The organism is Rhizobium sp. 862_C5_N1_2, from assembly GCF_051811205.1.
GTDB classification, from domain to species: Bacteria; Pseudomonadota; Alphaproteobacteria; order Rhizobiales; family Rhizobiaceae; genus Rhizobium; species Rhizobium leguminosarum.
In genome coordinates, this window is record NZ_JBPWPT010000001.1 from 608,500 (window position 1) to 635,267 (window position 26,768).

At 62.0% G+C, this 26,768-nt stretch carries 19 protein-coding genes and 1 pseudogene; 12 read left to right on the forward strand and 8 right to left on the reverse strand.

Annotated features, from left to right (window positions below; all coding sequences use genetic code 11):
• Positions 1-42 precede the first annotated feature (42 nt).
• Together ACD590_RS02965 and ACD590_RS02970 are read left to right on the forward strand one after the other, a co-directional pair.
• Positions 43-591: pseudogene (locus tag ACD590_RS02965) on the forward strand (methyl-accepting chemotaxis protein); the annotation flags it as partial.
• Between the two features lie 261 nt (positions 592-852).
• Positions 853-2,676 carry a methyl-accepting chemotaxis protein gene (locus ACD590_RS02970; RefSeq protein WP_247265855.1) on the forward strand — a complete coding sequence of 608 codons (1,824 nt, stop codon included), beginning with the start codon at positions 853-855 and terminating at the stop codon, positions 2,674-2,676.
• 78 nt (positions 2,677-2,754) lie between these two features.
• Here the strand turns inward: ACD590_RS02970 and ACD590_RS02975 are convergent, their stop codons facing one another.
• Both ACD590_RS02975 and glyS read right to left on the reverse strand, forming a co-directional pair.
• Entirely contained in the window at positions 2,755-3,243 is a 489-nt protein-coding gene (locus tag ACD590_RS02975) for a DUF523 domain-containing protein (protein WP_193445774.1), read from the reverse strand.
• 57 nt (positions 3,244-3,300) lie between these two features.
• Positions 3,301-5,415 (reverse strand): glycine--tRNA ligase subunit beta, encoded by a 2,115-nt coding sequence (gene glyS, locus ACD590_RS02980; protein WP_439002105.1) that lies wholly within the window; start codon positions 5,413-5,415, stop codon positions 3,301-3,303.
• A gap of 219 nt (positions 5,416-5,634) precedes the next feature.
• Between glyS and ACD590_RS02985 the strand changes: the two genes are divergently transcribed.
• The 5 genes from ACD590_RS02985 (at position 5,635) to ubiA (ending at position 12,028) form a co-directional block, all read left to right on the forward strand.
• Entirely contained in the window at positions 5,635-7,944 is a 2,310-nt protein-coding gene (locus ACD590_RS02985; protein WP_047621987.1) for a Tex family protein, read from the forward strand.
• 133 nt (positions 7,945-8,077) lie between these two features.
• Positions 8,078-9,337 (forward strand): class I SAM-dependent methyltransferase, encoded by a 1,260-nt coding sequence (locus ACD590_RS02990; protein ID WP_439002106.1) that lies wholly within the window; start codon positions 8,078-8,080, stop codon positions 9,335-9,337.
• Positions 9,338-9,404: 67 nt separating this feature from the next.
• A complete protein-coding gene (locus ACD590_RS02995; RefSeq protein ID WP_439002107.1) occupies positions 9,405-9,986 on the forward strand; it encodes a histidine phosphatase family protein in 582 nt (193 codons plus the stop codon).
• A 111-nt stretch (positions 9,987-10,097) separates the two neighbouring features.
• Positions 10,098-10,910, forward strand: a complete 813-nt coding sequence (locus ACD590_RS03000; protein WP_439002108.1) for a MipA/OmpV family protein — start codon at positions 10,098-10,100, stop codon at positions 10,908-10,910.
• 158 nt (positions 10,911-11,068) lie between these two features.
• Complete coding sequence (gene ubiA / locus ACD590_RS03005) at positions 11,069-12,028, forward strand: 4-hydroxybenzoate octaprenyltransferase (protein ID WP_439002109.1); 960 nt, start codon at positions 11,069-11,071, stop codon at positions 12,026-12,028.
• A 95-nt stretch (positions 12,029-12,123) separates the two neighbouring features.
• On the opposite strand, the gene ACD590_RS03010 is transcribed toward ubiA, so the two are convergent.
• Positions 12,124-12,690: a DUF6101 family protein gene (locus ACD590_RS03010; protein ID WP_017990459.1), complete on the reverse strand. Its 567-nt coding sequence runs from the start codon at positions 12,688-12,690 to the stop codon at positions 12,124-12,126.
• A 300-nt stretch (positions 12,691-12,990) separates the two neighbouring features.
• Here ACD590_RS03010 and ACD590_RS03015 point away from each other — a divergent pair, with 300 nt between their 5' ends.
• Positions 12,991-16,326, forward strand: coding sequence for a DUF1217 domain-containing protein (locus ACD590_RS03015; RefSeq protein ID WP_439002110.1), 3,336 nt, complete (start codon positions 12,991-12,993; stop codon positions 16,324-16,326).
• Between the two features lie 50 nt (positions 16,327-16,376).
• Here the strand turns inward: ACD590_RS03015 and ACD590_RS03020 are convergent, their stop codons facing one another.
• The 3 genes from ACD590_RS03020 to ACD590_RS03030 form a co-directional block, all read right to left on the reverse strand.
• On the reverse strand, positions 16,377-17,813 hold the full coding sequence (locus tag ACD590_RS03020) for an FAD-binding oxidoreductase (protein ID WP_047621995.1): 1,437 nt from the start codon (positions 17,811-17,813) through the stop codon (positions 16,377-16,379).
• A 35-nt stretch (positions 17,814-17,848) separates the two neighbouring features.
• Positions 17,849-18,823 (reverse strand): L-threonylcarbamoyladenylate synthase, encoded by a 975-nt coding sequence (locus ACD590_RS03025; RefSeq protein ID WP_439002111.1) that lies wholly within the window; start codon positions 18,821-18,823, stop codon positions 17,849-17,851.
• A 109-nt stretch (positions 18,824-18,932) separates the two neighbouring features.
• Positions 18,933-19,541 carry a DUF6656 family protein gene (locus ACD590_RS03030; RefSeq protein ID WP_018245042.1) on the reverse strand — a complete coding sequence of 203 codons (609 nt, stop codon included), beginning with the start codon at positions 19,539-19,541 and terminating at the stop codon, positions 18,933-18,935.
• Between the two features lie 418 nt (positions 19,542-19,959).
• On the opposite strand from ACD590_RS03030, the gene ACD590_RS03035 reads away from it, so the two are divergent.
• Both ACD590_RS03035 and ACD590_RS03040 read left to right on the forward strand, forming a co-directional pair.
• Positions 19,960-21,204 (forward strand): aromatic ring-hydroxylating oxygenase subunit alpha, encoded by a 1,245-nt coding sequence (locus ACD590_RS03035; RefSeq protein WP_026188639.1) that lies wholly within the window; start codon positions 19,960-19,962, stop codon positions 21,202-21,204.
• Between the two features lie 145 nt (positions 21,205-21,349).
• Entirely contained in the window at positions 21,350-21,835 is a 486-nt protein-coding gene (locus ACD590_RS03040) for a BA14K family protein (protein ID WP_018245044.1), read from the forward strand.
• A 93-nt stretch (positions 21,836-21,928) separates the two neighbouring features.
• On the opposite strand, the gene ACD590_RS03045 is transcribed toward ACD590_RS03040, so the two are convergent.
• Entirely contained in the window at positions 21,929-22,924 is a 996-nt protein-coding gene (locus ACD590_RS03045; RefSeq protein WP_439002112.1) for a transporter, read from the reverse strand.
• A gap of 208 nt (positions 22,925-23,132) precedes the next feature.
• Between ACD590_RS03045 and ACD590_RS03050 the strand changes: the two genes are divergently transcribed.
• Both ACD590_RS03050 and ACD590_RS03055 read left to right on the forward strand, forming a co-directional pair.
• A complete protein-coding gene (locus tag ACD590_RS03050; RefSeq protein WP_439002113.1) occupies positions 23,133-24,911 on the forward strand; it encodes an acyl-CoA dehydrogenase in 1,779 nt (592 codons plus the stop codon).
• Positions 24,912-24,920: 9 nt separating this feature from the next.
• Positions 24,921-25,676, forward strand: a complete 756-nt coding sequence (locus tag ACD590_RS03055) for a crotonase/enoyl-CoA hydratase family protein (protein ID WP_439002114.1) — start codon at positions 24,921-24,923, stop codon at positions 25,674-25,676.
• Between the two features lie 80 nt (positions 25,677-25,756).
• Here ACD590_RS03055 and ACD590_RS03060 read toward each other — a convergent pair whose 3' ends face one another.
• Entirely contained in the window at positions 25,757-26,767 is a 1,011-nt protein-coding gene (locus ACD590_RS03060) for an MBL fold metallo-hydrolase (protein ID WP_439002115.1), read from the reverse strand.
• Between the last annotated feature and the right edge of the window lies 1 nt (position 26,768).

Here is a 26,768-nt window from a genome sequence, read left to right on the forward strand (position 1 = left end):
TCGATGAGCAGCGGGGGTGCATTCCTGTTTTGAAGTGCAATTATAAGCGGCATCGAGAAGTCGTCGTCGGAAATTACCAAGATCATCGGCGTCATCGACGAGATCGCCTTCCAGGCCAATCTGCTGGCGCTGAATGCCGGCGTCGAGGCAGCCCGCGCCGGCGAATCCGGCAAGGGTTTTGCGGTCGTTGCCCAGGAAGTCCGCGAACTTGCCCAGCGTTCCGCCGCGGCCGCCAAGGAGATCAAGGATCAGATCGCCCGCTCCTCCAGCCAGGTCGACCACGGCGTCCGTCTGGTCGGCGAGGCAGGCGAGGCGCTGAAGCGCATCTCCGACCAGATCAAGGCTGCCAACGAGATCGTCGCCAAGATCGCCCACAGCGCCTCCGAACAGGACACGACGCTGCGCTCGATCTCCTCGTCGATGAACCAGCTCGACGCCGCCACCCAGCAGAACGCCGCCATGGCCGAGGAGACCACGGCATCGGCCGAAACGCTGGCCAGCGATACCGACGAGCTGATCGATCTCATCTGCGGCTTCCGTGTCGGTGCGCCACAGCACCGCCAGGCCGAACCGATGCGACGGGCCGGCTGAGAACTTTAGAAGCAAATGATATGGACCGCAGGATGAAAATCCGGCGGTTTTGCTTTGTAAAGCACCCCTGGATTTTTAGGGAAATGCGCGGTGGGAACAATAAAATTAAAGCTTTTTTATAGGGTGGGCATCAATTGTTACTTACCCGGTCGCAGCATGTTTATTTTAGCAGCGGTAGACGCGTCGTCTTGTTTGGCGCGCTCGCACAGGCGGTAGAAAACCGCACCGGAATGCAGCTATCCATTCCCGTTGCGAGGCGTCATGAAAAATTTGAAGATATCGAAGCAGCTCATATTGCTGGTCGTCGGCCTGATGATCGCTTTTGCGATCGCCACCTCCCTGCAGATCCGATCGTCGGTCGATGCGATCTACAAGGAGCGTTATGACATGCTCCGCGCTGAGGTTCAGTCGGCGGTCTCGGTTCTCAAGCTTTACCAGGCCAAGGTAACCGCGGGCGAAATGACGCTCGAGGATGCCCAGAAGCAGGCCTACGCCACCGTCAACGGGATGAAATACGATCCGGACGGCTATTTCTTCGGCTATAGCTACGACGTCCAGATGATGTTCCACTACGACGCCGCGAAAGTCGGGCAGAACCTGAAGGGCCAGGCGGACAGCAAAGGCAAGCTCTATCGCGAAGAGCTGGTCAAGCTCGGGCAGCAGGGCGGCGGTCTCGTCGAATTTTATTCCACCAGCAAACCGGGCCAGCCGGCCGGCGATTACCGCAAGACGGCCTATGGACAGGCCTTCGATCCCTGGAAGGTCGTCGTCGTCACCGGCGTCTACATGGATGATCTCGATGCTCAGATAAACAGCACGATCCTGACCGCGCTCTCCGGCAGCATCGTTCTGTTCTTCCTTGCCATGACGGCCGCCTATATCGTCATCCGCGGCATTTCGGGACCTCTCAACAACGTCCATGCCGCCCTGAAGGCTGTCGCCGAAGAGGATGTTTCAATCACTATCCCGCATATCGGCATGAACAACGAAGTTGGCATGATGGCGAAGGCTACGCAGTCGCTGCAGGAAAAGATCAGGGAACGTCATGCGATGTCCGATCGCGAGGCGGCCCAGCAGCTGGCGCTGGAAAACGAGCGCGAAAACAATCTGCGCCAGCAGCAGGATGAAGCCACACTGCAGGCGCGGGTGGTGACGACGATCGGCCAGGCGCTGGAGATGATCGCCCGCGGCGATCTCACCGTCCGCTGCGCCGATCTCGGCCAGAAATACGCCGCCCTTCGCGACAACTTCAACGATGCGCTGTCGCATCTCGAAGCCGCCATGGCCAAGGTCAGCGCCAAAGGCACCGACATCGGCACCAGCAAGGAAGAGATCCGCCGCGCTTCCAACGAGCTGTCGCAGCGCACCGAACGCCAGGCCGCCAGCCTCGAGGAAACCTCGGCCGCGCTCGATGAACTCACCGTCGCCGTCCGCCAGACCGCCGATGGCGCCCATGAAGCCAGCAAGCGTGTCCACGCGGTCAGCACCGAAGCCACCCATAGCGATGCGATCGTCACCCAGGCGATCGAAGCGATGAGCGGCATCGAGAAGTCGTCGTCGGAGATTACCAAGATCATCGGCGTCATCGACGAGATCGCCTTCCAGACCAATCTGCTGGCGCTGAATGCCGGCGTCGAGGCAGCCCGCGCCGGCGAATCCGGCAAGGGGTTTGCGGTCGTCGCCCAGGAAGTCCGCGAACTTGCCCAGCGTTCCGCCGCGGCCGCCAAGGAGATCAAGGACCAGATCGCCCGCTCCTCCAGCCAGGTCGACCACGGCGTCCGTCTGGTCGGTGAGGCAGGCGAGGCGCTGAAGCGCATCTCCGACCAGATCAAGGCCGCCAACGAGATCGTCGCCAAGATCGCCCACAGCGCCTCGGAACAGGATACGACGCTGCGCTCGATCTCCTCGTCGATGAACCAGCTCGACGCCGCCACCCAGCAGAACGCCGCCATGGCCGAGGAGACCACGGCATCGGCCGAAACGTTGGCCAGCGATACTGACGAGTTGATCGACCTCATCCGCGGCTTCCGGGTCAGTGGCGAAAGCGCCGCTCCGGCCATGCATCAAGGTCGCCGCGCCGCTTAAACGGCGCGGGGACAAAAGCGTTTTTATCACCAAATTTTTAGCGGCCGTCGGTTCTCCGGCGGCCGTGCCTTTTGAGGCTCATTGCGCGATACGGTCGATCAGTTCCTCGATCTGGTGATCGGAAAACACCTCGACGCCATCAGCTTTCAGCGCCGCCGCCGTCACGCCGTGGCCGGCCTGCTTGCGGCCGGAAAAGGTGCCGTCATAAATGAAAGCCGAACCGCAGGAGGGGCTGCCGTCGATGAGCAGCGCATAGCGGCAGCCTGCCTGTCGTGCGAGCGCCACGGCATTTTCCGCCGCCTGCAGGAACTCTTCCGTCACGTCGGCGCCCGTCAGCTCGACAACCCGCGCCGTGCCGGCCAGCACCTCTTCGCCGGTTGCGGCATTTGCGATCTCGGCCGGCGGCCGCGGCACCGTCATGCCTGCCGACATCTCCGGACAGATCGTCACCAGCCGGCCCTCGGCCTGCCATGTCTCGATCACAGGATGAAGCAACGGCTTCGCCCGGCCGTCATAGCGGACGGCCTGGCCCATAAGACAGGCGCTGACAAGAATCTTGCTCTGCATGTCTCTTGAATAACGCGATGACGGCGGCAATGCCAGACCGCCGATGGCGGCCGAATATCACCCCGAGATCTTCGAGAAATCCGCAACCGTTCCGGTCGCTTCGCGGATCAGCCGCAGCAGGGCGAGACGGTTGGCGCGGATGGCGGCGTCCTCGTCATTGACGAGCACGTCTTCGAAGAAGCGGTCGACCGGGCCGCGCAGCTTGGAAAGCGCTTCCATTGCCGAGCGGAAGTCTTCCCTGGCGACCGCGTCCGAGGCATCCTTCGAGGCGCTGGAGATTGCGGCGAACAGTTCCTTCTCAGCATCGAGCTTCAGAAGCGCTTCCGAAACGCCATCGGCGATCACGGTGCCCTTCTTTTCCTCGGCGGCGAGCAGCTGCGTCGCGCGCTTGGTGCCGGCGAGCAGGTTCTTGCCGTCCTCCGAGGTGATGAAGGCCGTCAGCGCTTCGACGCGGCGCGCCACCATCAACAGGTCGTCGGCATCTGAAGTCAGCACGGCGTCGATGAGATCGTGGCGGGCGCCCTGGTCGCGCAGATAGACCTTGAGACGGTCGTGGAAGAAGGAGAGCAGGTCGCCATCCCTTGTCGTTGCCAACAGCGGCAGGCGGATCTTTCGCTCGAGCAGGATCCTGACGACACCGAGGGCCGCACGCCGCAGCGCAAATGGATCCTTCGACCCCGTCGGCTTTTCATCGATCGCCCAGAAGCCGATCAGCGTATCGAGCTTGTCGGCAAGCGCGATCGTGATCGCCACTCTGTCCTCCGGCACGCGGTCCGACGGACCCTGCGGCTTGTAATGGTCCTCGATCGCGGCGGCAACGGAGGCGTCCTCCCCCTGCAGCGCCGCATATTTGCGGCCCATCAAGCCCTGCAGTTCCGGGAATTCGCCGACGGCTTCGGTGCGCAGATCGGCCTTGGCGAGCACGGCGGCGCGATCGACCAGAGCCGCGTCGGCACCGGTGATCTTTGCCAGCTCCTTGGCCAGCGCCTGGGTGCGAGCGACGCGCGCGCCCTGTGTGCCGAGCTTGGCATGGAAGGTCACGTCAAGAGCATCGAGCTTGGCCATGCGCTGGTCGAGCGGCTTCTTGATGTCGAGGCCGAACTTTGCCGCCGAAGCCGTCAAAGTCTCGAGATCCGGCAGATTGCCCTGGTCGCGTTTCCAGAAATGCAGCGCATCCGAAAGCCGGGCCCGCACCACCTTGCCGTTGCCGTGGACGATTTCCTTGCCGCCGTCGCTTGCCTGGATGTTGGAAACGAGGATGAACTTGTTCGAAAGCGTCTCTTCACCCTGTTTGCGGGTGACAAAACACTTCTGGTTGGTCTTGATCGTCAGCCGGATGATTTCCGAGGGGATCGAGAGATAATCCTCCTCGAAACTGCCCATCAGCACCTGCGGCCATTCGACGAGGCCGGAGACCTCCTCCAGCAGGCCTTCGTCTTCCACCAGCTCCAGCCCGTTGGCAAAGGCGATGTCGCGGGCGTCGTGCAGGATGATGTCCTTGCGCCGCTCGGCGTCGAGGATGACCTTGGCCTTTTCCAAGTTCGCCGCATAATCGTCGAAGCGCCGGACGGTGATCGCCTCGGGCGCATGGAAGCGATGGCCGTAGGTGATGTTGGAAGCGGTGATGCCGTCGATCTCGAAGGGGATGACGGTGGTCTCCTCATGCTCCGGGCCGAAGGTGCAGACGATCGACTGCAGCGGCCGCACCCAGCGCAGCGCACCGGGCTTGGACGAGGCCTTGCCCCAGCGCATCGATTTCGGCCAGGGAAAATCGCGGATGATGCCGGGCATGACATCGGTGACGATCTCTTCCGTCGCGCGGCCGGGCTTGGAGATGACCGCGACGTAGAAGTCGCCCTTCTTCGGATCGCTCACCACCTGCGCCTCGGAGACCGACGAAAGGCCGGCGCCGCGCAGAAAACCCTCGATCGCCTTCTCGTTGGCGTCGGTGCGCGGCCCCTTCCGTTCCTCGCGCACATCGGCGGAGCGGGCCGTCAGGCCGTGAATGTCGAGCGCAAGCCGCCGCGGCGTCCAGTATTCGCGCGCCCCCTCGTAGGACAGACCCGCTTCGACAAGCGCATCGGTGACGAGCTTCTTGAGGTCGCCGGCAGCCTTGCGCTGCATGCGGGCCGGAATCTCTTCGGAGCGGAGTTCGAGAAGAAGGTTTGGCATGTCGAATTTCCTTGCCTCCCGCGACCGGGGAGGGATGGCATGGGCGCCGGGTCAAAACGTTGCTTCTGCTAGCAAAGAATGGCGCATCTGCACAACCGCAAAATCGCCGCCTTTCCGGCATGCTTATCCTGTGGATCGGCGCTTAGCCGTAAACTCCAACATTGCCTTGCCGCTTTTCGCCGCTATGGTCCCGCCACCTCTGACGAAACAGGAAATCCCATGGCCGCAGACCTCCGTTTTCTCGCAGCCCGCATCTCCGCCGAAATCAACGCCCGGCCCGAACAGGCCAAAGCCGCCATCGAGTTGCTCGACGAGGGTGCCACCGTGCCCTTCATCGCCCGCTACCGCAAGGAAGTGACGGGCGGGCTGGATGATACGCAGCTGCGCAATCTCGCCGAGCGGCTGGTCTATCTGCGCGAGCTCGAAGCCCGGCGCGACGCGATCGTCGAATCGATCACCGGCCAGGGCAAGATGACCGACGAGCTGATGACCAAGGTCACTGGGGCCGAAACCAAGGCCGAGCTCGAAGATCTCTACCTTCCCTACAAGCCGAAGCGCCGCACGCGGGCCGAAATCGCCCGTGAACGCGGCCTCGGCCCACTCGCCGAGACGATCCTCGCCGACCGCGCCAGGGAACCGGCGGTCTTGGCCGAAGGCTTCGTCACAGCTGATGTGCCCGATGTGAAGACGGCGCTCGAAGGCGCGCGCGATATCATTGCCGAAGGCATTGCCGAAAATGCCGACCTGCTCGGCAGATTGCGCGCCCATATGCGCCAGGCCTCGTTGCTGAAGGCGAAAGTCGTCGACGGCAAGCAGGCGACCGGCGAGAAGTTTTCCGACTATTTCGACCATTCCGAACGCTGGGCGACGGCGCCGGGCCACCGCGCGCTCGCCATGCTGCGCGGTTGGAACGAGGAGGTTCTGACGCTGACGATCGAGGCCGACGCCGAGACCGCCTCTCCGAACAAGCCGGTCGAACGCATGATCGTGGCGGCCTACGAGATCGGTACCAGCCGTCCCGGCGACCGCTGGCTGATGGAGGTCGCGAGCTGGAGCTGGCGCGTCAAGCTTTCCATGTCGCTCTCGCTCGACCTGATGCGGGAACTGCGCGAAAGGGCCGAAGAAGAGGCGATCCACGTCTTCGCCCGCAATCTCAAGGACCTGCTATTGGCCGCGCCCGCCGGCTCGCGCGCGACGATGGGCCTCGATCCCGGCATCCGCACCGGCGTCAAGGTCGCCGTCGTCGACGGCACCGGCAAGGTGGTGGCGACATCGACCGTCTATCCCTTCCAGCCGAGGAACGACGTGCGTGGCGCCCAGGTCGAGCTCGCATCGCTGATCCGCAAGCACAATGTCGAGCTGATCTCGATCGGCAACGGCACCGGCAGCCGCGAAACCGAAAAGCTGGTGGCCGACATGCTGGCCGAGTTGCCGGCGCCGAAGCCGACCAAGGTCATCGTGTCGGAAGCCGGCGCCTCGGTCTATTCCGCCTCGGCAACCGCAGCAGCTGAGTTTCCCGATCTCGACGTGTCGCTGCGCGGCGCCGTCTCCATCGCGCGGCGCCTGCAGGATCCGCTCGCCGAACTCGTCAAGATCGAGCCGAAGTCGATCGGCGTCGGCCAGTATCAGCACGACGTCGACCAGCAGAAGCTGTCGCGTTCGCTCGATGCCGTGGTGGAAGACGCGGTGAATGCCGTCGGTGTCGATCTCAACACCGCTTCTGCGCCGCTGCTGTCGCGCGTCTCCGGCCTCGGCCCGTCGATCGCCGACGCCATCGTCCGCCACCGCGACAGCGAAGGCCGTTTCGAGACGCGAAAGGATCTCCTGAAGGTCGCCCGCCTCGGCGGCCGCACCTTCGAGCAATGCGCCGGCTTCCTGCGCATTCCCAACGGCAAGGAGCCGCTCGATTCCTCCTCGGTGCACCCGGAGGCCTACGGTGTCGCCAAGAAGATCGTCGCCGCTTGTGGCCGCGATCTGCGCGCGCTGATGGGCGATAGCGCGGTGTTGAAATCGGTTGATCCGCGCCAGTTCATCGACGAGAAATTCGGTCTGCCGACGGTGAAAGACATCATCGCGGAGCTGGAAAAGCCCGGCCGCGACCCGCGTCCGAGCTTCAAGACCGCGACCTTCGCCGAGGGCGTCAACGAAATTTCCGACCTCCAGCCCGGCATGGTGCTGGAAGGCACGGTCACCAATGTCGCCGCCTTCGGCGCCTTCGTCGATATCGGCGTGCACCAGGATGGTCTGGTGCATGTGTCCCAGCTTGCCGACCGCTTCGTCAAGGATCCCCACGAGGTCGTCAAGGCGGGTGATGTCGTCAAGGTGCGGGTTGTCGAAGTCGATGCCAAGCGCAAGCGCATCGGTCTTTCCATGCGACGCGATGACGGCTCATCAGCGCCGCCGCCGCGTGGTGATTCTCGCCCAAGCCAAGGGTCGCGGCCGCAGAACGAGCGCCGGCCCGCGGCTCAGAAACCGGAGAGCCAGGGCGCATTCGGCGCGGCACTTGCCGAAGCCATGAAGCGAAAATAAGGGTTTAACCGGCATTTCGGCAAAAATGCAACAGTTTGGCAGCGTTCTGAACGGAGTGCTAAATCCGGCGCTTGTAAGGCGAAAGAGAGCTACTAAGTTGATGTGACCATCCTGTCACATTTGCGAGGCGTCCATGGCGTCGGCATTCTTATCGATCGTCCAGCAAATCGTCCGCAAGGGTTCATTGAAACTTACCCTTGCCAATGGCGAAACCCATACTATCGGCGACGGCACGGGTGAAACCGTTGTCGCCCGCCTTGCCGATCAGGAGGCCGAGGACGCCATCCGGCGCGACCCGACCATGAAGCTCGGCGAAATGTATATGCAGGGCCGGTTCATTCTCGAACAGGGCAACATTTACGATTTCCTGTCGCTGGTGAAACAGAACACCACCAACGAAATCTTCGATTTCAAGATGGCGGCTCTGCTCCTCGGCCGCATTGCCTGGCAGCAGCTGAAGAGCCGCGTGCCGGTCAATCGCAACAAGCACAATGTCGCCCATCATTACGACCTGTCGGCCAAGCTCTTCGATCTTTTCCTCGACAAGGACTGGCAATATTCCTGCGCCTATTTCGAGCCGCCGGGCATTGGTCTCGACGAGGCGCAGCTCGCCAAGAAGCGCCATATCGCTGCCAAGCTTCTGCTCGAGCCGAACCAGCGCATCTTGGAGATCGGCTCCGGCTGGGGCGGCATGGGCATGTATCTGACGGAAGCGACCGACGGTGCCGATTTCACCGGCATCACGCTGAGCGAGGAACAGCTCAAGGTCTCGCGTTTGCGCGCCGAAAAGCGCGGCCTTGCCGACCGTGTGCGATTCGAACTGCAGGACTACCGCACCATGACGGGCAGGAAGTTCGACCGCATCGTCTCGGTCGGCATGTTCGAACATGTCGGTATCGGCAATTACGGTAATTTCTTCCGCAAGGTATCGGATCTGCTCGATGACAACGGCGTCATGGTGCTGCATTCGATTGGCCGTCCGAAGCCAAGCTTCGGCACCAATGCCTTCATCGAGAAGTACATCTTCCCCGGCGGCTACATCCCCTCCGTCGGCGAGGTCGTGCCGCCGCTCGAAAAAGCCGGGCTGCTGGTCAAGGATATCGAAATCCTGCCGATGCATTATGCCTATACGCTGCGCCATTGGCGCGAGCGTTTCGTGGCGCGCAAGGCCGAAGCGGTGGCGCTTTACGACGAGCAGTTCTTCCGCATGTGGGAATTCTATCTGGCTGGTTCCGAAATGGGCTTCCGCTGGGACGAGCTCTTCATCCTGCAGATCCAGGTCGCCAAGAACCAGTTCGCCGTTCCCGACAATCGCAACTACATCGCCCGCAACGAAGCCAAGTTGAAGGAATTCGAGGGGAGGCGCGCACCGTTGGAAAAGGTGACGTTCTGATCCCGCGGAAGGGCCGCTTCCGCTGGCGGTTTTGCCGAGGGACCGCTTCCAATGAAAGGACGTGCCGATGAGCAGTGCGTTTCCCGAGATCTACCTGGTCCGCCACGGTGAAACCGAATGGAGCCTGTCCGGGCGCCATACCGGACGCAGCGATATTCCCTTGACGGCGAACGGCGAGGAGGCCGCCCGCAAACTCGCCGACCGGCTGGCGGGCCCTACCTTCTCCGCCGTCTGGTCGAGCCCGTCCGCGCGGGCCCGCAAGACCTGCACGCTCGCCGGATTCGGATCGGGCGCGGTGATCAAGGACGATCTCGCCGAATGGGACTACGGCGCTTATGAAGCTATCACCACCAAGGCGATCCTTGCCGACCGCCCCGGCTGGCAGCTCTTTCGCGACGGCTGCCCGAATGGCGAGTTCGCCGCCGATGTCGGTGCCCGCGCAGACGCCGTCATCCATGCGCTTCGCGAAACGGCCGGCACCATTTTGATCTTTTCGAGCTCGCATTTCCTGCGCGTCCTCGCCGCCCGCTGGCTCGGCCTGCCGCCGGAAGATGGCTCCCGTTTCGTGCTCGATACGGCCAGCATCAGCGTGCTCGGCTACGAACACGATCTGACCGAACCGGTCATCCGCCGCTGGAACCAGCGTTAGCTACAATCGTCTCCCTCACCGCCGTGGTTAACATTGGGGTAACGAGATCGGGATAAATGTAGCGGCCGCCGCCCTCCGCGGCTTTGTTTTTGCGTTTTCTGGAGTGCGGACGTGTCTCATCGATCAGTCGTATCGATCCCTTTGGCTATTGCCCTTTTATCTACCAGTTCGGCCGCCGCCCAGGAAAGCGGCCAGCACTTCTGGTCCGGCGACTGGTATCTGAGCGTCGGCGTCGCCGGCTTTTCCGCCCCGAAATTCGAGGGCTCGTCGCATAATGAATTCAAGTTCAGCCCGCTGATCTCGGTCGGCCGCCAAGGCGCCGGCCCGCGTTTTTCGTCGCGCAATGACAATCCGTCCTTCGCCCTCATCGACAAGGGCGCCTTCCGTGCCGGCATCGTCGGCAGGTTCGTCCCGTCGCGCGATGACGGCGACGGCAGCGAGCTGAAGGGCTTGAAGAAGGTCAAATGGGGGGCGGAAGCCGGCGGTTTTGTCGAAGTTTACCCGACCGATTTCCTTCGCGCCCGCGCCGAAGTCCGCCAGGGCATCCGCTCGCATGACGGTATCGTTGCCGATCTCGCGGTCGATGCCTTCACCGATATCGCGCCCGACCTGCAACTGTCAGGCGGCCCGCGTGCGACCTTCGCCACCAGCGGCTATTACGACGCCTATTATGGCGTCAACGCCAAGCAGGCGGCGGCAAGCGGCCTTGATCCCTATAAGCCCTCGTCGGGCATCCAGTCCTATGGCGCCGGCACGGCGCTCACCTGGAAGGCGACGGAAAACCTCTCGGCCAGTTCCTTCCTCGAATATAAGCGGCTGGCAGGTCCTGCCGCCGACAGCAGCCTCGTGCGCGAGCGCGGCTCGAAGAACCAAGTCCTGATCGGCGTCTCGGCGACCTACAAGTTCAATTTCTCACTGCAGTGATTGACGGCGCTGCGGGTCCTTTCAGGCGCGCGGCGCTGCAACACTTTGAATTTACGTATATTTTATCCTTAGATCGATTCCGATCGAAGGAATGATGCAACTGGCAATACAATGATCGCTTCTTGACCGGATCGGCGGCCCGCCGCTAGATGAGCGGCATGCACGATACTGGCGACTTCAACGATCGCGTCTCCGACGCACCTTCCGATAACTGGGTCTACCGGATCCTGCCGCCATGGCTTTGGCCCTATGCGCAGCTCGCGCGCTGGGATCGCCCGATCGGCTGGCAGCTCTTGATGTGGCCGTGCTTCTGGTCGGCGACCCTTGCCGCCAACGCGGCGATCGGCGAGGGGATCTATTCCGGCAGCCTGCTGGTATCTCACCTGTTCCTCTATTTCATCGGCGCGGTCGCCATGCGCGGCGCCGGCTGCACCTACAATGATCTCGTCGACCACGAGATCGATATGGAAGTGGCGCGCACGCGGTCACGTCCGCTCCCCTCCGGCCGCGTCACCCGCCGTCGGGCAAAAATCTTCATCGGCTCGCAGGCGCTCGTCGGCCTCTTCGTGCTGCTGCAGTTCAACTGGCTCAACGTCTTCCTCGGCGTGCTCTCGCTCGGGATCGTGGCCTTTTATCCCTTTGCCAAACGCTTCACCGACTGGCCGCAATTCTACCTGGGGCTTGCCTTTTCCTGGGGTGCGCTGATGGGGTGGGCCGGCATTTTCGGCGGCCTCTCCTTTGCAGCCATCCTGCTCTACGCCGCCTCCGTCGCCTGGACGATCGGTTACGACACGATCTATGCACATCAGGACAAGGAGGATGACGAGCTGATCGGCGTCCGCTCCACTGCGCGCCTGTTCGGCGACAGGACGCGGCAATGGCTGATCGGCCTTTATGGACTGACGCTGGTGCTGATGTTCATCGCTTTCGCTCTCGCCGGCGCCAATCTCATCGCGTTTCTGGGTCTGCTCGGTGCGGCCGGCATGTTCGCCTGGCAGATCGTCCGGCTCGATATCGATGATGCCGACCAGTGCCTGGCGCTCTTCAAGTCAAACAACCGCGTCGGCCTGATCATCTTCTTCGGCCTCTTCATCTCGCTGTTGTTTGCCATTCCCTGATTGGGACGACGAATGAAACGATAAACCCGGCGCGGGCGCCGGGTTTCAAAATGGTTCCGAAGCGACGTCGCCAAATGGAACTGTCGCGTTTTTGTTCAGTTGCGAGCGATGATTTCCTTACCTTCGATCTTCATCGCGACGCCCAGCCGGCCGGTTGTACGGCGCACGAGGAAGCGCGGACGGCGATTGGCGAAGTAGGAATGACGGCGGCGAGGCTTGAGATCGCTGGTGCGCAAGGCGCCGATATGGTCTTCGAGCGGCCGGGCGACGCCGTCGGCCTCGACCATCAGCATCGGAATGCGGAAGGCTTCGGACCAGCTGCGCCAGTCGGCGGCGATGTCGCTGAGATCATGCGCGACGAGCAGCGGAATGCAGAGCTCCGGATCGGCGTGGTGGAGTTCCAGGGTTACGGTGACATCGCCGTCGCCATGGTCGATGGCGCGGGCGGCGACACCCTTGAAAACGCGCTTCGGCAGCGCAATCGAGAGCGGCAGGCCGCTGGAGGGGAGGACCTTGCGCAGGACCGCACCGCGTTCGTCTATCGTGATATTCACGTCATCCGAACAATCGTGGATGGCGTAGCTGACCTGCTGGGGAAAGCGGGACGGATCGAGGCGTAACGTCGTGCCAGCCCAAGCGGGCTTCATAACGGGATTGTTCATTTCATTCTACCCTTGTCTTACCTGAGAGCCGATTTCCGGTCTTCTCCTTGGGACTTTTCGTCCTCTATGGCCGACAATAGGCAGCCGCCCTTCCGTACAGCTTAAAAATTGCGGTTAAGAAAACTTTGCCTCCTCTGATGGTTATCAAAACCGAATCCGGCAGGGTTTCCGGAAGGTGAACGGCGTGGTGTCCTGAAATGATGCATCCAGAGGTAAGCCTCAGGTAAGTTTTCCATGGCAAAATGTGCTCACCAGCAGTTCGTCGTTCTTTTAGAGATTTTGCCGAAAAGGGCGCTTTTTATGATCACGGCTTCCCTCGCTTACACGATCCTGTCGCGAGATATGACGTCCAGCCTCAACAAGGTTGCGTCGCAAGCGACGGTCAAGAAGGATGCCCAGTATTACGCTGACCATATCAACAAGGTCACGTCAGTCGACGACTTCCTTGGCGACTACAAGCTCTACAGCTATGCGATGAAGGCCTATGGTCTCGAGGACATGACCTACGCCAAGGCCTTCATGAAGAAGGTGCTCGAGAGCGATCTCACCGATCCCAACAGCTACGCCAACAAGCTTTCCGATACGCGCTACCGCGAGTTCGCCGCCGCCTTCAATTTCAACGAGCCGGCCAAGGACGTGCAGACGGACGCGCAGGAGGACGACCTCATCGGCCTCTACAAGCAGTCCTTCATCGATGCCGACAAGGCCGCGACCGCCGAGAGCACCTATTACAGCAACAATATCGATAGCGTGCAGACCGTCGACGACCTGGTCAACAACACCCGGCTGCGCACCTATGTGCTGAAGACCTTCAAGATCGATCCGACCTATGCGTCGAAGGATTTTCTGCGGCAGGTGCTGACGAGCGATCTCAGCGATCCCACGAGCGTCGTCAACACGCAAGGCGGCGACAAGTACAAGGCGCTTGCCGCCCAGTTCAGCTTCAATGCGGATGGCACCGTCAACGGCACGGCGCAGACCGCCGCGCAGAAGGCCTCGGTCGTCGAGTCCTACACCCTGAATTCCCAGTCCCTCATCATCGACAATTCGGTCGGTTCGGATGTCTACTACGTCGGTCAGACGGCGGCGGACTACAACAAGGCCTATTACACCGCGAAGATCGGCACGATCACCAACGTCGACGATCTGGTCGCCGACAAGCGGCTGACCTCCTACATCACGACGGCCTATAGTATGGGCGCCGACTTCACCGCGGCAGCGCTGCGCGCGGTGCTGACCGATCCCGGTTATGCCCAGCTGATGGGTTTTACCAATGTTTACAATGCTTTCAACTTCAAGGCTGACGGGTCGACCTCCAGCACGGCGCGCGTCCAGTCGGTCGACCAGGCAAACAGCCTGAAGGCGGCGGCATCGAGCACCAACAACTATTATACCGTCACCTCGCAGTCGACCGGCATCACCAATGTCGACGACCTGCTCGCCGACAGTGTGCTGGCCCGCTACATCAAGGATGCCTATGGTCTCGGCACGAGTTTCAGCAATGCCGACCTGAAGAACATCCTGACCGATTCCGCCTATGCAGCGGCCCAGGGCCATGCCGATCTCAATGCCGACTTCAACTTCCAGGCAGACGGCTCGATCAACGGTTCCGTGATCCAGACCGCGGCGCAGCGGAAGTCGACCACCGACAAGTCGGCGGCGAACGCAGCGCATTTCAACAGCATGATCGGCAATGTCACCAATGTCGATGACATCATGTCCGATGCTGTTGCGGTCAGCTATATCAGAAACAGCATGCAGATCGCCGACAGCGTCTCCGATGCGACGTTGAGGACTTTCCTCGTCGACCGCACGGCTGCCAGCGCCCAGGGCTACAGCGACGTTCACGATCTCTTCAATTTCAAAGCGGATGGTTCGGTCGCGACCCTTTACGCGTCGCAGACGGCAACACAAAGTGCCAGCACCACCAGCAAGGCCGACAATGCAGCAGTCTACTACCAGTCGACCATCGCGGGCATTTCAAACGTCGATCAGTTGCTGACGGACCAGAAGCTGAACAATTTCGTCCGCAACGCCTACGGCATCCCGTCGACGGTCAGCGACGTCGATCTTCGCAATATCCTGACCGATCAGAGCGGCACCGGCACCTATGCCGATGTTGCCGCCGCCTTCAACTTCAAGGCGGACGGCACGCTTGAGGACGGCATGGCGGCGCAGACGGCCAGCCAGATCAGCAGCACGAAATTTACTGCCTCAGCGCGGACGGACGACTATTCCGCCCGGATGGCGACGATCGGCAATGTCGATGATCTCATCGCCGATGGCACCATCACCAATTTCCTGAAGAGCACCTACAATCTGCCGTTCGATATCTCGGACGCCGATCTGAAGAGCATCCTGACCGATGCGACGGCGGCTGCCGCAGCCGGCCACGCCGATCTCAACGCCGACTTCAACTTCGCCGCCGACGGATCGCTTCCTGTCGTCAGTTCGGTCCAGACGGCCGACCAGGCGCAGACCACCAACGACAATTACGCGGCGCGTTATGACGACGAACGCGACGAGGCGATCGACGAGGTCGCATCCAACTACCAGAAGCTTATGGCCGACAGCAGCAGCCTGCTGAATTTCTCCGACGTCAAGACCGTCAATGATTTCCTGCGCAGCAATTCGTCCGCCGATTTCAGCAAGAGCAATGACAATCTGCCGGATCTCTATCATGTGGCGCTGCAGGCCTTCGGTCTGACCGATCAGGACGTCCCGCGCTCGATGATGCGCAAGATCCTGACGAGCGATGCCTATGATCCGGATGGCTATATCGCCTCGCTCAAGGATGAACGCATCACCAACCTTGCCCGCGCCTTCAACTTCGGCCCCGACGGCAAGGCGGCGTCACCCTTCCAGGCGCTTCCCGACGCGACCATGGCCAAATACGCCACCGACTATAAATCGCATATCACCATGCTGATGAAGGACGGTCCGGTGAAGGACAAGGCCTCGAAAGATGCGACGGCAGAAGTCGATTACTTCGCCAAGGGCATGGCGAAGGTGAAGTCGCTCGACGATTTCCTGGATGACAGCCGCCTGACAGACCTGGTCCTGAAGGCGAACAATCTTGACCCGAAGGATTACGACAGGGCCACGCTGAAGAAGATCTTCACCTCGGATCCCGACGACAAGAAGAGCTACCTCAACACCAAGGCCGATGCGCGTTTCCAGGATATCGTCGCCGCCTTCAACTTCGACAAGGACGGCAATCTGACCCGCGCCAAGATCGGCACGATTCAGAACAAGGCGGCCGAGGACCACACCCAGGAGCTTTACGTCCAGCAGACGATGGAAGCCCAGCAAGGCGAAACCAACGACGGCGTGCGCCTGGCGCTCTATTTCAGCCGCAAGGCCTCGAGCATCACTTCGATCTATTCGATCCTCGGCGACAAGGCGCTTTATCAGGTCATCACCACAGCCTACAGCCTGCCATCGCAGATCTCGGGCATGGATGTCGCCAAGCAGGCCGATCTGATCAACCGCTTCGTCAAGCTCGAGGATCTCCAGGATCCGAAGAAGGTCGACAAGCTGCTGCGCCGGTTTACCGCGATGTACGATGTCCAGAACGCTGCCCAGCAGTCGCCGGCGCTGATGATCCTGACCGGCGGCGGCACGCAGCAAAGCTGATCGCCCTGACCTGCTGCACGCAGCAGGCCTGATCGCTCTGACCGTCGGCCTCAAGGATCGAGGCTGACAACCTTTTCCGGGTTCATGATATTGGCGGGATCGAAGGCGCGCTTGATGCGGCGCATCAGCTCGATTTCGATCGCCGGCCGGATCGCCGCCAACTCGTCGCGCTTCAGCTGGCCGATGCCGTGCTCGGCTGAGATCGAACCGCCATGCGCCAGCACCAGCCCATGCACGATGTGGTTCATTTCGCGCCAGCGGGCGATGAAGGCGGTCTTGTCGGCGCCGAGCGGCTGGGAAATATTATAATGAATATTGCCGTCGCCCATATGGCCGAAGGCGCAGATGCGGGCGCCCGGCATCGCCGCCATCACAGCTTCTTCAGCCGCGGCCATGAAATGCGGGATCTTCGACACCGGCACGGAAACGTCGTGCTTGATCGACCCGCCTTCCGGCTTCTGAGCATCCGACATGCTCTCGCGCATGTGCCAGATCGCCTTTTGCTGGGCCACGGATGCGGCGATCGCGGCATCCAGCACCAGCCCGGCCTCGAAGCCCTGTTCCAGCACGCCATTCATCATCCGCTCCGCCGTCTCGGCCGAATCCGAGGTCGAAATGTCGATCAGCACGTACCAGGGATAGGCCGCGTCCAGCGGATCGCGCACGCCGTCGATGTGGCGGGTGGTGATCTCGACACCGAAACGCGGCATCAGCTCGAAACCGGTGAGCGAGGCGCCGCAGAGGCTGGAGGCCAGGTTGAACAGAGCAAGCGCATCCGCCACCGAATTCAGGCCGGCGAAGGCCACCTGATGGCCGAGCGGCTGAGGAAAGAGCTTCAGCACCGCGCCGGTGATGATGCCGAGCGTGCCCTCGGCGCCGATGAAGAGATCGCGCAGATCATAGCCGGTATTGTCCTTCTTCAGGCGGCGTAAGCCGTCCCAGATCTCGCCGGTCGGCAGCACCACTTCGAGGCCGAGGCAGAGCTGGCGCATATTGCCATAGGCAAGCACGGCGGTGCCGCCGGCATTGGTGGAAAGGTTGCCGCCGATGCGGCAGGAACCCTCCGAGCCGAGCGACAGCGGAAACAGCCGCCCATGCGCCTCGGCCGCCTTCTGCACCTCGGCCAGGATGGCGCCGCCATCGGCCACCAGCACGTTCGCCACCGGATCGACATCACGGATCTTGTTCATCCGCTCGAGCGACAGGATGATATCGGACTTGCCCTGACGCGGCGTCTGGCCGCCGACGAGACCGGTATTGCCGGTCTGCGGCACGATCGCCGTTCCGGTCTCCGTCGCAAGCTTCATGATATCAGAGACTTCCTCGACCGAGCCGGGTTTCAAGAGGAGAGGGGAGGAGCCGTGATAGAGACCGCGGTTTTCGATCAGATGCGGCGCAAGATCGGCCTCGCTGCGCAGCGCGTACCTGTCGCCGACGATTGCGGTAAAGCGGTTGAGGAGTTCGGTGGAAATGCTGGAATTGCTCATTCGGGCTCGGTCCTCCATCATCATGCGTGGTCTGTTCAGTCGCGGGGTGCGGCCGCCCGCTGCAGCCGGTCGTTGATCGCTTCGCCCAGCCCCTCCTCGGGAATCGGCGAAAAGGCGATGCTCTGAGCGCCGCTGGCATCGGCCCGCTTCATGTAGTCGAAAAGATTGGCCGCCGCCTCTGCCAGGTCGCCGCGCGGGCTGAGATCAAGCACGATCCGTGCACTGTTTGCGCCGGAGACCGCAGCGCTGCCGAAGGCAATCAGTGCCTCGCCGGGTTCCACCGCCGTCGCATTGAGTCGCACGGAAGCGCCCGGCGCGTAATGCGAGGCGAGCATGCCTGGCGCCTCGATTGCCGCCGATGCCGTTTTCGCCCGCAGCAGCGGTTGGCCTGCGATGCGCTCGATCTCGCGCGCCGCCAGTCCACCCGGCCGAAGCAGCCTCAGGCGGCCGCCCTCTGCCTTGACGATCGTCGATTCGACGCCGACAGCGCTTGGACCCGCATCGAGGATCAATGGGATCCTGGCCCCGAGATCGGCTTCGACATGGGCGGCACTCGTGGCGCTTACCCCGCCCGAGGTGTTGGCGCTGGGGGCTGCGAGCGGCCGTCCGAAGGCGCCGATCAACGCGCCCGCGAAACCCTTCGGCACACGGATGCCGACGCTGTCGAGTCCGGCGGTCGCCAGCGAATGGATCGTACTCTGAGGCTTCAGCGGCAGCACGAGGGTCAGCGGGCCGGGCCAGAAGGCTCTGGCGAGCGCCCGCGAGACCGGGTCGAATTCGGCATGCACTTCGGCCATGGCGAGGTCGGCCATATGGCAGATCAGCGGATTGAAGCGCGGCCGTCCCTTTGTCTCGTAGATGCGGGTGATGGCTGCGGGATTGGTGGCGTCGGCCGCAAGGCCGTAGACGGTCTCAGTCGGGATGGCGATGGCAAAGCCGTCGGCAAGAGCGGCTGAGGCCGCCTCGAGCGCTGCTTGCCTGTCGGTCCTTATGTCGATCGTGCGTGCCATGTTCTGCCCAGCAATCCAAAGTGCCACAGCGTCCTTTGCGCGTCTGGAAAGACGCACGGCGCTGTAGGTCGGCAGTCATTAGGCTTTCCGCCGCCGGCGATCAATCGCTTTAGAGCTGCCGGATGATTTCGCGCAGCTGTTCGTTGCGGGCGCCGAGCAAGAGGATGTTGCGGATCGCAGCCTGCGGATCATGGGTGCGGAAGAGCAGGCCGTTGCCGCGCACCGAGCGGTCGATGGTCATCTTTTCCGCGGAGTTCTCGCCGGGTTTGATCGCGACGGCGAAATACATGCGGGAATAACCGACATCGATGCGCTCGAAGAAATTATCGTTCTCGCCGATGTCGGAATAGAAATTGGAGATGTAGAAGGCCCAGCTTACCTCTTCGTAATGGGCGAATTTCGTCCGCGCGGCGGTGACGTGGCAGTAACCGAGATGTGGGCTGTCCTCCAGCGTCCGGTGGAAGATCATCTTCGGAAACTGGATCGAGTGGTGAAAGCCGTTGATGTGCTGATGGGTCTTTTCGCCGGCAACTTGCAGCTTGCGGCCGGTCTTTGCCGCGACCTCATCATGGGTGAAATACCGTTTTTCCTCGGCCAGCCAGTGCCGCCGCTCGCGGGGGATGCGACCAGTGCGCAAAAATTCGGAATGCGCGGCAATCAGCTGCGGCTCTTGCAGTTTACTTGCTTCTTTCGCGTCGAAATAACGGAGTTTGGCCATGGTTCGCGTTCTTCGGTCGGTCTGAATCAGCAGCAGGATAGGGCGGTATGCTTAAGGCGATGTTAAAAAATCGCCATGGCAGCCGGCCGGCTGAAAGGCAAATGCCGGGAGATGTCGCAAACGCGACTGACCTCGATACCAGGCAGCCGACCTCTTTGCGCAACGGGTCTTTACGCCATGTCGCAATTGACGATAATTGCCGGGAGAGTCGGGCGATGTCATCGACCGGGATGGGCAGCCTGTGGCTTGCTGCATCCTGTCGTCAATTTCGAAGCCGATGTCGCATTACAACCAAGCGGCAGCCATGCTCGGTGATTAAATGGCGCCATGAACAATTCTCCCGAAGGAGAAGGAAGCGGGCGCGCTTCCGCCGGCCTTCCCACGTGAGGGTGGCAACCGGGTGCACGAGGACATGAAGATGGATATTCGCAGCAACGTTTTGCGTCAGCTCAAGAGCCGCCGTGAGGGCTTCAGCCTCGAACAGCCGTTCTATATCGACGAGGATTATTTCCAGCTCGACATGGAGATGATCTATTATCGCGACTGGCTGTTCATCGGCCATGATTGCGAGCTGCCGAAGCCGGGCGCCTATTTCACCGTCCAGATCGGCAACTATCCCGTCGTCGTCGTCCGCGGCCGCGACAATATCATCCGCGCCTTCCACAACAGCTGTCGCCATCGCGGCTCACGCGTCTGCACCAAGGAGCACGGCTCCTCCGTGCGTCTTGTCTGCCCCTACCATCAGTGGACCTATGATCTCGAAGGCAAGCTCGCCTTTGCCCGCCACATGGGCGATGATTTCGACAAGACCGGCTTCAACCTGAAACCCGTCCATTGCGAAACCGTCGCAGGCTATGTCTTCATCTGCCTTGCCAATACCGCCCCGGATTTCCAGCCGGTGCGCGACAAGATCGAACCCTATGTCGCGCCGCACCGGATCAGTGAGAGCAAGGTCGCCTTCCAGAGCACGATCATCGAGAAGGGCAACTGGAAGCTTGTCTGGGAAAACAACCGCGAGTGTTATCACTGCGCCGCCAATCACCCCGAACTCTGCCGCACCTATCCCGAAGCCCCGAGTGTCACCGGCACGGATGGCGGCGCCGACGATCCCGAGATCGCCGGCCATTGGGCGCGCTGCGAGGCTGCCGGCCTGCCGAGCAAGTTCCAGATTTCGCCGGACGGTCAGTTCCGCACCGCCCGCATGCCGCTGATCGAAGATGCCGAGAGCTACACCATGTCGGGCAAGCGCGCTGTCCAACGCCAGCTCTCCGACGATATCTCGATCAGCCATATCGGCACCATGTTGCTCTTCCACTACCCGACGACGTGGAACCATCTGCTTGGTGACCACGCCATCTCCTTCCGCGTGCTGCCGCTCAGCGCCAACGAGACGGCGGTGACGACCAAGTGGCTCGTCCACAAGGATGCCGTCGAAGGCGTGGATTACAATCTCGAGGAACTGACCCACGTCTGGACCGAGACCAACGATCAGGATCGCCGCATCGTCGAGGAAAACGCCTTCGGCATTCACTCACCCGCCTATGAGCCCGGCCCCTATTCCGCCTTGCACGAGGGCGGCGTCATGCAGTTCCTCGAATGGTATTCGAACTTCATGGTGAACCGCCTGCAGGGTGACCAGGCGAAGTTCTCCGTCGTTGCCTGATAGCGCTTTGCCGCACCGGTTAATGTCCGGTTCAGTTCAGCTGATCTAAAAGGGAGAGTAGCCGGCCCCGGCTGCTTTTGGAACCATTCAGGCGAAAAGGCGTTGCTAGGCAGGCGGTGATCGCTGTTGTATGGGAGTTGAAGCAATGATCGGGCTGAGAAACAAGATCGCGACCGCAGTGCTGGCTGCCGCCGTGGTCCTGACGGGCTTTGCGCCGTCGCAGGCAATCCAGATGCCCACCGCCCCGCAGGTGGAAAAATCCTCCGCAGTCGAGAATGTCCAGTACCGCCGCTATTATCGCCCCGGCTATCGTCCGGGCGCCTATTACCGGCCTGGCTATCGTCCCGGCGCCTACTACCGGCCCGGCTATTATGGCGGCTATCGCGGATATTCCTATTACCGCCCGGGCTATCGCCATTATAACGGCTACTGGTATCCGCTTGCCGCCTTCGGCGCCGGCGCAGTGATCGGCGGCGCGATTGTCGCGCAGCCGCGTTACGTCGACCCGGCCCCCCGCATGGGTTCGAGCCACGTCGCCTGGTGCGCAAACCGCTACCGGTCTTATCGCGCCTACGACAACACCTTCCAGCCCTATAACGGCCCGCGTCAGCAGTGCTATTCGCCCTACTGACGTCACCCCAAACCGCGTAGCGGTTTTGGCATGTCGTGATATCGAGCTGAGATGAGAACCAGGCGCCCGGCAGTCATGCCGGGCGTTTCGCGTTCAAAGAATATCCACACGTCTCAGCAGCCACCAGGCAAAGGCGATGGAGGCGACGATGAGGGCGACGGCGTATTCGGTGCCGTAGTCGCCGACGGCGAAGGGCAGGTTTGCCGTGTTCATGCCGAAGAAACCCGTCACCAGCGTCGGCGGCAGCAGGAAGGCCGTCATGATCGACAGCAGATAGAGGTGGCGGTTGGTTTCGGAGGATTGTTTCGAATCGATTTCTTCGTGCAGCAGGCGTGCCCTATCCTGCAGCGCATAGATATCGTGGTCGACCGTTTCCAGCCGGCTCGTCAGCCGCCGCGCCACATCGTCGAAGCCGAAGGGCATCTCGTCGTCGTCGGCCGCCGCCGCCCGGCGCATCAGCGCCAGTACGGTGCGCAGGTGCCGATGTAGCCTGACCACGGTGCGCCGGACCGGCGCCAGACGTCGGCGCTCGTCGCGCTGCGCACTGTCGTAGACGATATCCTCGATCTGGTTCAGCTCTTCGGTGAGTTCGATGACGATTGCGATCAGCGTGCGCTGGAACTCGATCACCAGCAGTTCGAAGAGATCGACCGGCCGGGAGAATTTGCCCGGGTTTTTCCCGATCAGCGCCCGCGCCCGTTCGACACTGCGCAGCGGCTGCAGCCGCGTGGTGATGAGGAAGCGGTCGGACATGGCGAAATGCAGCCAGCCGAGATTGTTGGTATCCTGGGCGAAATCGCGCTGGCAATCGACGAGCGTCCCATAGAGCATCTGCTCGTCGACGGTGATGGCCGCATGCGTATCGCGCGTCGTCAGCGCCGATTTCGCGTCCTCTGTCAGTCCGTCCAGCGTATCGAGCAAGGCCGGCACGCGGGCGTCGACAAGGTTGAGGTGCAGCCAGTAGAAACAGTTGTCGGCGGTCAGTTCCGCCACCGTCGCACTATTGTTCAGTCGCACCGCGGTCTTTTCTTCGGGCGAAAAGCGATAGGCCCAGACGAAACCGGGTATGTTGACGGGCAATGTATCCATTGCTTGCCGGTCCTTTGCGAAGGTGATGTCTTCCCTTAGAGGTTGTTCATGACGTCCATTTGTCCAAAGGTGCAAGAGCAAAGCGCCCTGTCAGGCAATTTATCGCATGGCGGCCGAGGAAATCGAAATTGACGTTTACGTAAAAATCAATTAGCCCTTGCCTCGGAGGGGCTTGCCCAGGTGCAGGCCGGTCTGCGGAGGAAAAACCATGTACAAGGCGCCCGTCGAGGAAATCACGTTCACGTTGAAGCACGTAGCGGGCATGGGCGAGGCGATGTCAAAAGGGCTGCTCGGCGATCTCGGCGAAGATCTGGTCGATGCGATCCTGGCCGAGGCGGGACGTTTTGCCACAGAGGAAGTGGCGCCTCTCGCCGAAATCGGCGACCGCCAGGGCGCCCGCCTGATCGATGGCGAGGTCAGGCTGCCGGATGGCTGGCGCGATCTCTATCGCCATTGGATCGCCGGCGGCTGGAACGGCCTGACGGCGCCGGAGGCCTTCGGCGGCCAGGCCCTGCCGCATATGCTGAATGTCGCGGCGCTTGAAATGTGGAATTCCGGCTCCATGGCCTTCGCGCTCGCCCCAACGCTGACGATGGGCGCCATCGAGGCCGTCAGCGCCCATGGCAGTGCCGCGCTGAAGCACAAATATCTGGAAAAAATGGTCTCCGGCGAATGGACCGGCACCATGAACCTGACCGAACCGCATGCCGGCTCCGATCTCGGCGCTCTGAAGGCCCGCGCCGAGCGGAGCGACGACGGCAGCTACCGCCTCTTCGGCCAGAAGATCTTCATCACCTGGGGCGAGCATGACGCGGCCGACAATATCATCCATCTGGTGCTGGCCCGCCTGCCGGATGCGCCGGCCGGCACCCGCGGCATCTCGCTCTTCCTGGTGCCGAAATTCCTGGTGAATGACGACGGTTCGCTTGGGCCCCGCAACGATCTGTTCTGCCACTCGCTGGAGCACAAGCTCGGCATCCATGGTTCGCCGACCTGCACGATGATCTACGGTGACGGAAAATTCGGCGGTGAAAAAGGCGCTGTCGGCTGGCTGGTCGGCGAGGAGAACAAGGGGCTGGCCTGCATGTTCACGATGATGAACAATGCCCGCCTTGCCGTCGGCATGCAGGGCGTGGCGATCGCGGAGGCCGCCACCCAGAAGGCGCTCGCCTATGCCAGGGAACGCACCCAGGGCAGGGCGCCGGGCGCAAGCGGCGCCGGCATGAGCCCGATCGTCGAACATCCCGATGTCGCCCGCATGCTCCTCACCATGAAGGCGCTGACTCAAGGGGCGCGCGCCATCTCATATGCGTGCGCCCATGCGATCGACATGTCGCATCGGGCAGGTGACGCCAGCCGCCAATGGCAGGAGCGCGCCGCTTTGCTGACGCCGATCGCCAAATCCTTTTCGACCGATGCCGGCGTCGACGTCGCCTCGCTCGGTATTCAGGTGCATGGTGGCATGGGCTTCATCGAGGAGACGGGTGCGGCGCGTTATCTCCGCGATGCCCGCATCGCCCCGATCTATGAGGGCACCAATGGTATCCAGGCGATCGACCTCGTCACCCGCAAGCTGCCGCTCTCCGGCGGCGATCAGGTGAAGGGTTTCATCGCCGAGCTCAGCGAGATCGCCGATGGCGTCCGCCGCTCCAATCTCGACGGTTTCGGCGAAACCGCTGCGAGGCTCGACGCTGCGATCGCCGATCTCGAGCAGGCGACCGCCTGGCTGATGAAGACGCTTGCCGAGAACAGCACCGCCGAGGCGCTCTCGGGTGCCACGCCCTATCAGCGGCTGTTCGGCCTCGTGCTCACCGGCTGTTACCTCGCCAAGGGCGGACTTGCCGAAAGTGCCGATGGCGCGGCCGAAAACCGTATCGCGCTCTGCCGCTTCGCCGCCGAAAACCTGCTCGCCGAAACCGCAGCCCTTCGCGACCGGGTGGTCAATGGCGCGGCAAGCCTTGCCGCCGCCCGCATCCTGCTAGCCTGAGGAGACCTCATGACCGATTACATCATCGTCGAGCAGCCTTCCGCCTATCCCGGCGTCCAGTCCATCCGCTTCAATCGGCCGGAAAAGAAGAACGCCATCACCCGCGCCATGTATCGGACGATGGCCGATGCGCTGAATGCGGCCAACACGAATACCGACATCCGCGCCACCGCTTTCCTCGGCACCGAAGGCTGCTTCTCGGCCGGCAACGACCTGAACGATTTTCTGGCTGCCGCAATGGGCGGCCGCGGCCTGGAGCAGGAGATCCTCGATTTCCTCTATGCGCTGGTGAATGCCGAAAAACCCGTCGTCTCCGGCGTCGACGGTCTGGCGGTCGGCATCGGCACGACGATCCATCTCCATTGCGACCTGACCATCGCCTCCAGCCGCAGCCAGTTCCGCACACCCTTCGTCGATCTGGCGCTGGTGCCCGAGGCAGGTTCCAGCCTCGTCGCGCCGCGCCTGATGGGACATCAGCGCGCCTTCGCCATGCTTGCCGCCGGCGAAGCATTTTCGGCCGCTGAGGCGAAGGAAGCCGGCCTGGTCTGGAAGGTCGTTGAAAGTGGCGAGGTGGATTCACTGACGCTTGGCCTCGCCGCAAAGCTCGCCGCCAAGCCGCCGGAGGCGTTGCGCATCGCCCGTGACCTCATTCGCGGCGACCGCGGCGGGATCATCGCCCGCATCGACGAGGAGGCCCGCCATTTCTCCGCGCGGCTGAAAAGCGCCGAGGCCCGGGCGGCCTTCGAAGCTTTCATGCGCCGCTGAGCGGCGATCTCGGTCGTTTCCGATGTATCGATGGCAAGCAGGCCGATACCAACACCAGTCCGGGAGCAAACGGATACCGATTAGACCGCCGGCACATTGAATACCTCGCCGGCCCTCAGCGGCCGGAACCGCTCCGGGGGAATATCATGCTCGCTCATTGCGTCTTGCAACGCTCTTGCCGGCGCGTCGACCGCTTCATTCGTCAGTTGGAACGTGGCGAAGTGATGCCCGGCCACATAGGCCGCATTTGCCAACTTCATCCCGATCACCGCCTCCTGCGGATTCTGGTGCTGCCCTTTCATGAACCAGCGCGGCTCATATGCGCCGAAGGGTAAAATGGCCAAACGAAAGCCGCCGTGCTTCTGCTGTGCCGCTTGGTAATTGATGCCGTGGTGAAAGCCCGTATCTCCGACGTGATAAATTTTTCCGGCTGGAGTCGACAAAACGAACGAGGCCCAGAGGGCCATCCGGCGATCGGCGGTTCCGCGCGCGGACCAATGGTGTGCAGGCTCCGCATCAATGCTTATTCCGGCGTGCGAAATCCGCTCCCCCCAGTCCATCGATGTCGTCCGTATATCGGGCACGGCACCGCGAATGATCGTGTCATTGCCGAGTGGCGTCACGACACGCGGCCGATGCTTCGCAGCCAACCGCCGGAGCGTTGCGATATCGAGATGATCATAATGATTGTGCGACACCAGCACGAGATCAATTGGTGGCAAATCATCGAACGCGATACCCGGTTGAACGACGCGCTTGGGTCCAGCAAAAGCGAAGGGACTTACGCGCTCCGACCACACCGGGTCGGTGAGGATATTGAGCCCAGCGACCTGCACGAGCATTGTTGCATGACCAACCATGGTCACCCTTAGCTCCTCGCCGTCGACGCATGGATCCGGCTTGGCCGCCGGGTATGGACTTGGGACCGACTGCGGCCAGCGCTCACGGCCACCGCCGAATTGCCACCGCAGCAGATCGCGGAAACCAAGGGGCTCAATACCGTCGGGATTGAAGAAATGTGTGCCGTCGAAGTGATCGGACACCGGGCCGTGATAATAGGGGTTGCGTCTTTTGGTCTTTCCGACAGGCACG

What these genes read in the sequence shown, in the direction of transcription:
- ACD590_RS02970 (WP_247265855.1), top strand. Translation starts at nt 853, where the DNA reads ATGAAAAATTTGAAGATATCGAAGCAGCTCATATTGCTGGTCGTCGGC.
- ACD590_RS02975 (WP_193445774.1), bottom strand. Translation starts at nt 3,243, where the DNA reads ATGCAGAGCAAGATTCTTGTCAGCGCCTGTCTTATGGGCCAGGCCGTC.
- glyS (WP_439002105.1), bottom strand. Translation starts at nt 5,415, where the DNA reads ATGCCAAACCTTCTTCTCGAACTCCGCTCCGAAGAGATTCCGGCCCGC.
- ACD590_RS02985 (WP_047621987.1), top strand. Translation starts at nt 5,635, where the DNA reads ATGGCCGCAGACCTCCGTTTTCTCGCAGCCCGCATCTCCGCCGAAATC.
- ACD590_RS02990 (WP_439002106.1), top strand. Translation starts at nt 8,078, where the DNA reads ATGGCGTCGGCATTCTTATCGATCGTCCAGCAAATCGTCCGCAAGGGT.
- ACD590_RS02995 (WP_439002107.1), top strand. Translation starts at nt 9,405, where the DNA reads ATGAGCAGTGCGTTTCCCGAGATCTACCTGGTCCGCCACGGTGAAACC.
- ubiA (WP_439002109.1), top strand. Translation starts at nt 11,069, where the DNA reads ATGCACGATACTGGCGACTTCAACGATCGCGTCTCCGACGCACCTTCC.
- ACD590_RS03010 (WP_017990459.1), bottom strand. Translation starts at nt 12,690, where the DNA reads ATGAACAATCCCGTTATGAAGCCCGCTTGGGCTGGCACGACGTTACGC.
- ACD590_RS03015 (WP_439002110.1), top strand. Translation starts at nt 12,991, where the DNA reads ATGATCACGGCTTCCCTCGCTTACACGATCCTGTCGCGAGATATGACG.
- ACD590_RS03020 (WP_047621995.1), bottom strand. Translation starts at nt 17,813, where the DNA reads ATGAGCAATTCCAGCATTTCCACCGAACTCCTCAACCGCTTTACCGCA.
- ACD590_RS03025 (WP_439002111.1), bottom strand. Translation starts at nt 18,823, where the DNA reads ATGGCACGCACGATCGACATAAGGACCGACAGGCAAGCAGCGCTCGAG.
- ACD590_RS03030 (WP_018245042.1), bottom strand. Translation starts at nt 19,541, where the DNA reads ATGGCCAAACTCCGTTATTTCGACGCGAAAGAAGCAAGTAAACTGCAA.
- ACD590_RS03035 (WP_026188639.1), top strand. Translation starts at nt 19,960, where the DNA reads ATGGATATTCGCAGCAACGTTTTGCGTCAGCTCAAGAGCCGCCGTGAG.
- ACD590_RS03040 (WP_018245044.1), top strand. Translation starts at nt 21,350, where the DNA reads ATGATCGGGCTGAGAAACAAGATCGCGACCGCAGTGCTGGCTGCCGCC.
- ACD590_RS03045 (WP_439002112.1), bottom strand. Translation starts at nt 22,924, where the DNA reads ATGGATACATTGCCCGTCAACATACCCGGTTTCGTCTGGGCCTATCGC.
- ACD590_RS03050 (WP_439002113.1), top strand. Translation starts at nt 23,133, where the DNA reads ATGTACAAGGCGCCCGTCGAGGAAATCACGTTCACGTTGAAGCACGTA.
- ACD590_RS03055 (WP_439002114.1), top strand. Translation starts at nt 24,921, where the DNA reads ATGACCGATTACATCATCGTCGAGCAGCCTTCCGCCTATCCCGGCGTC.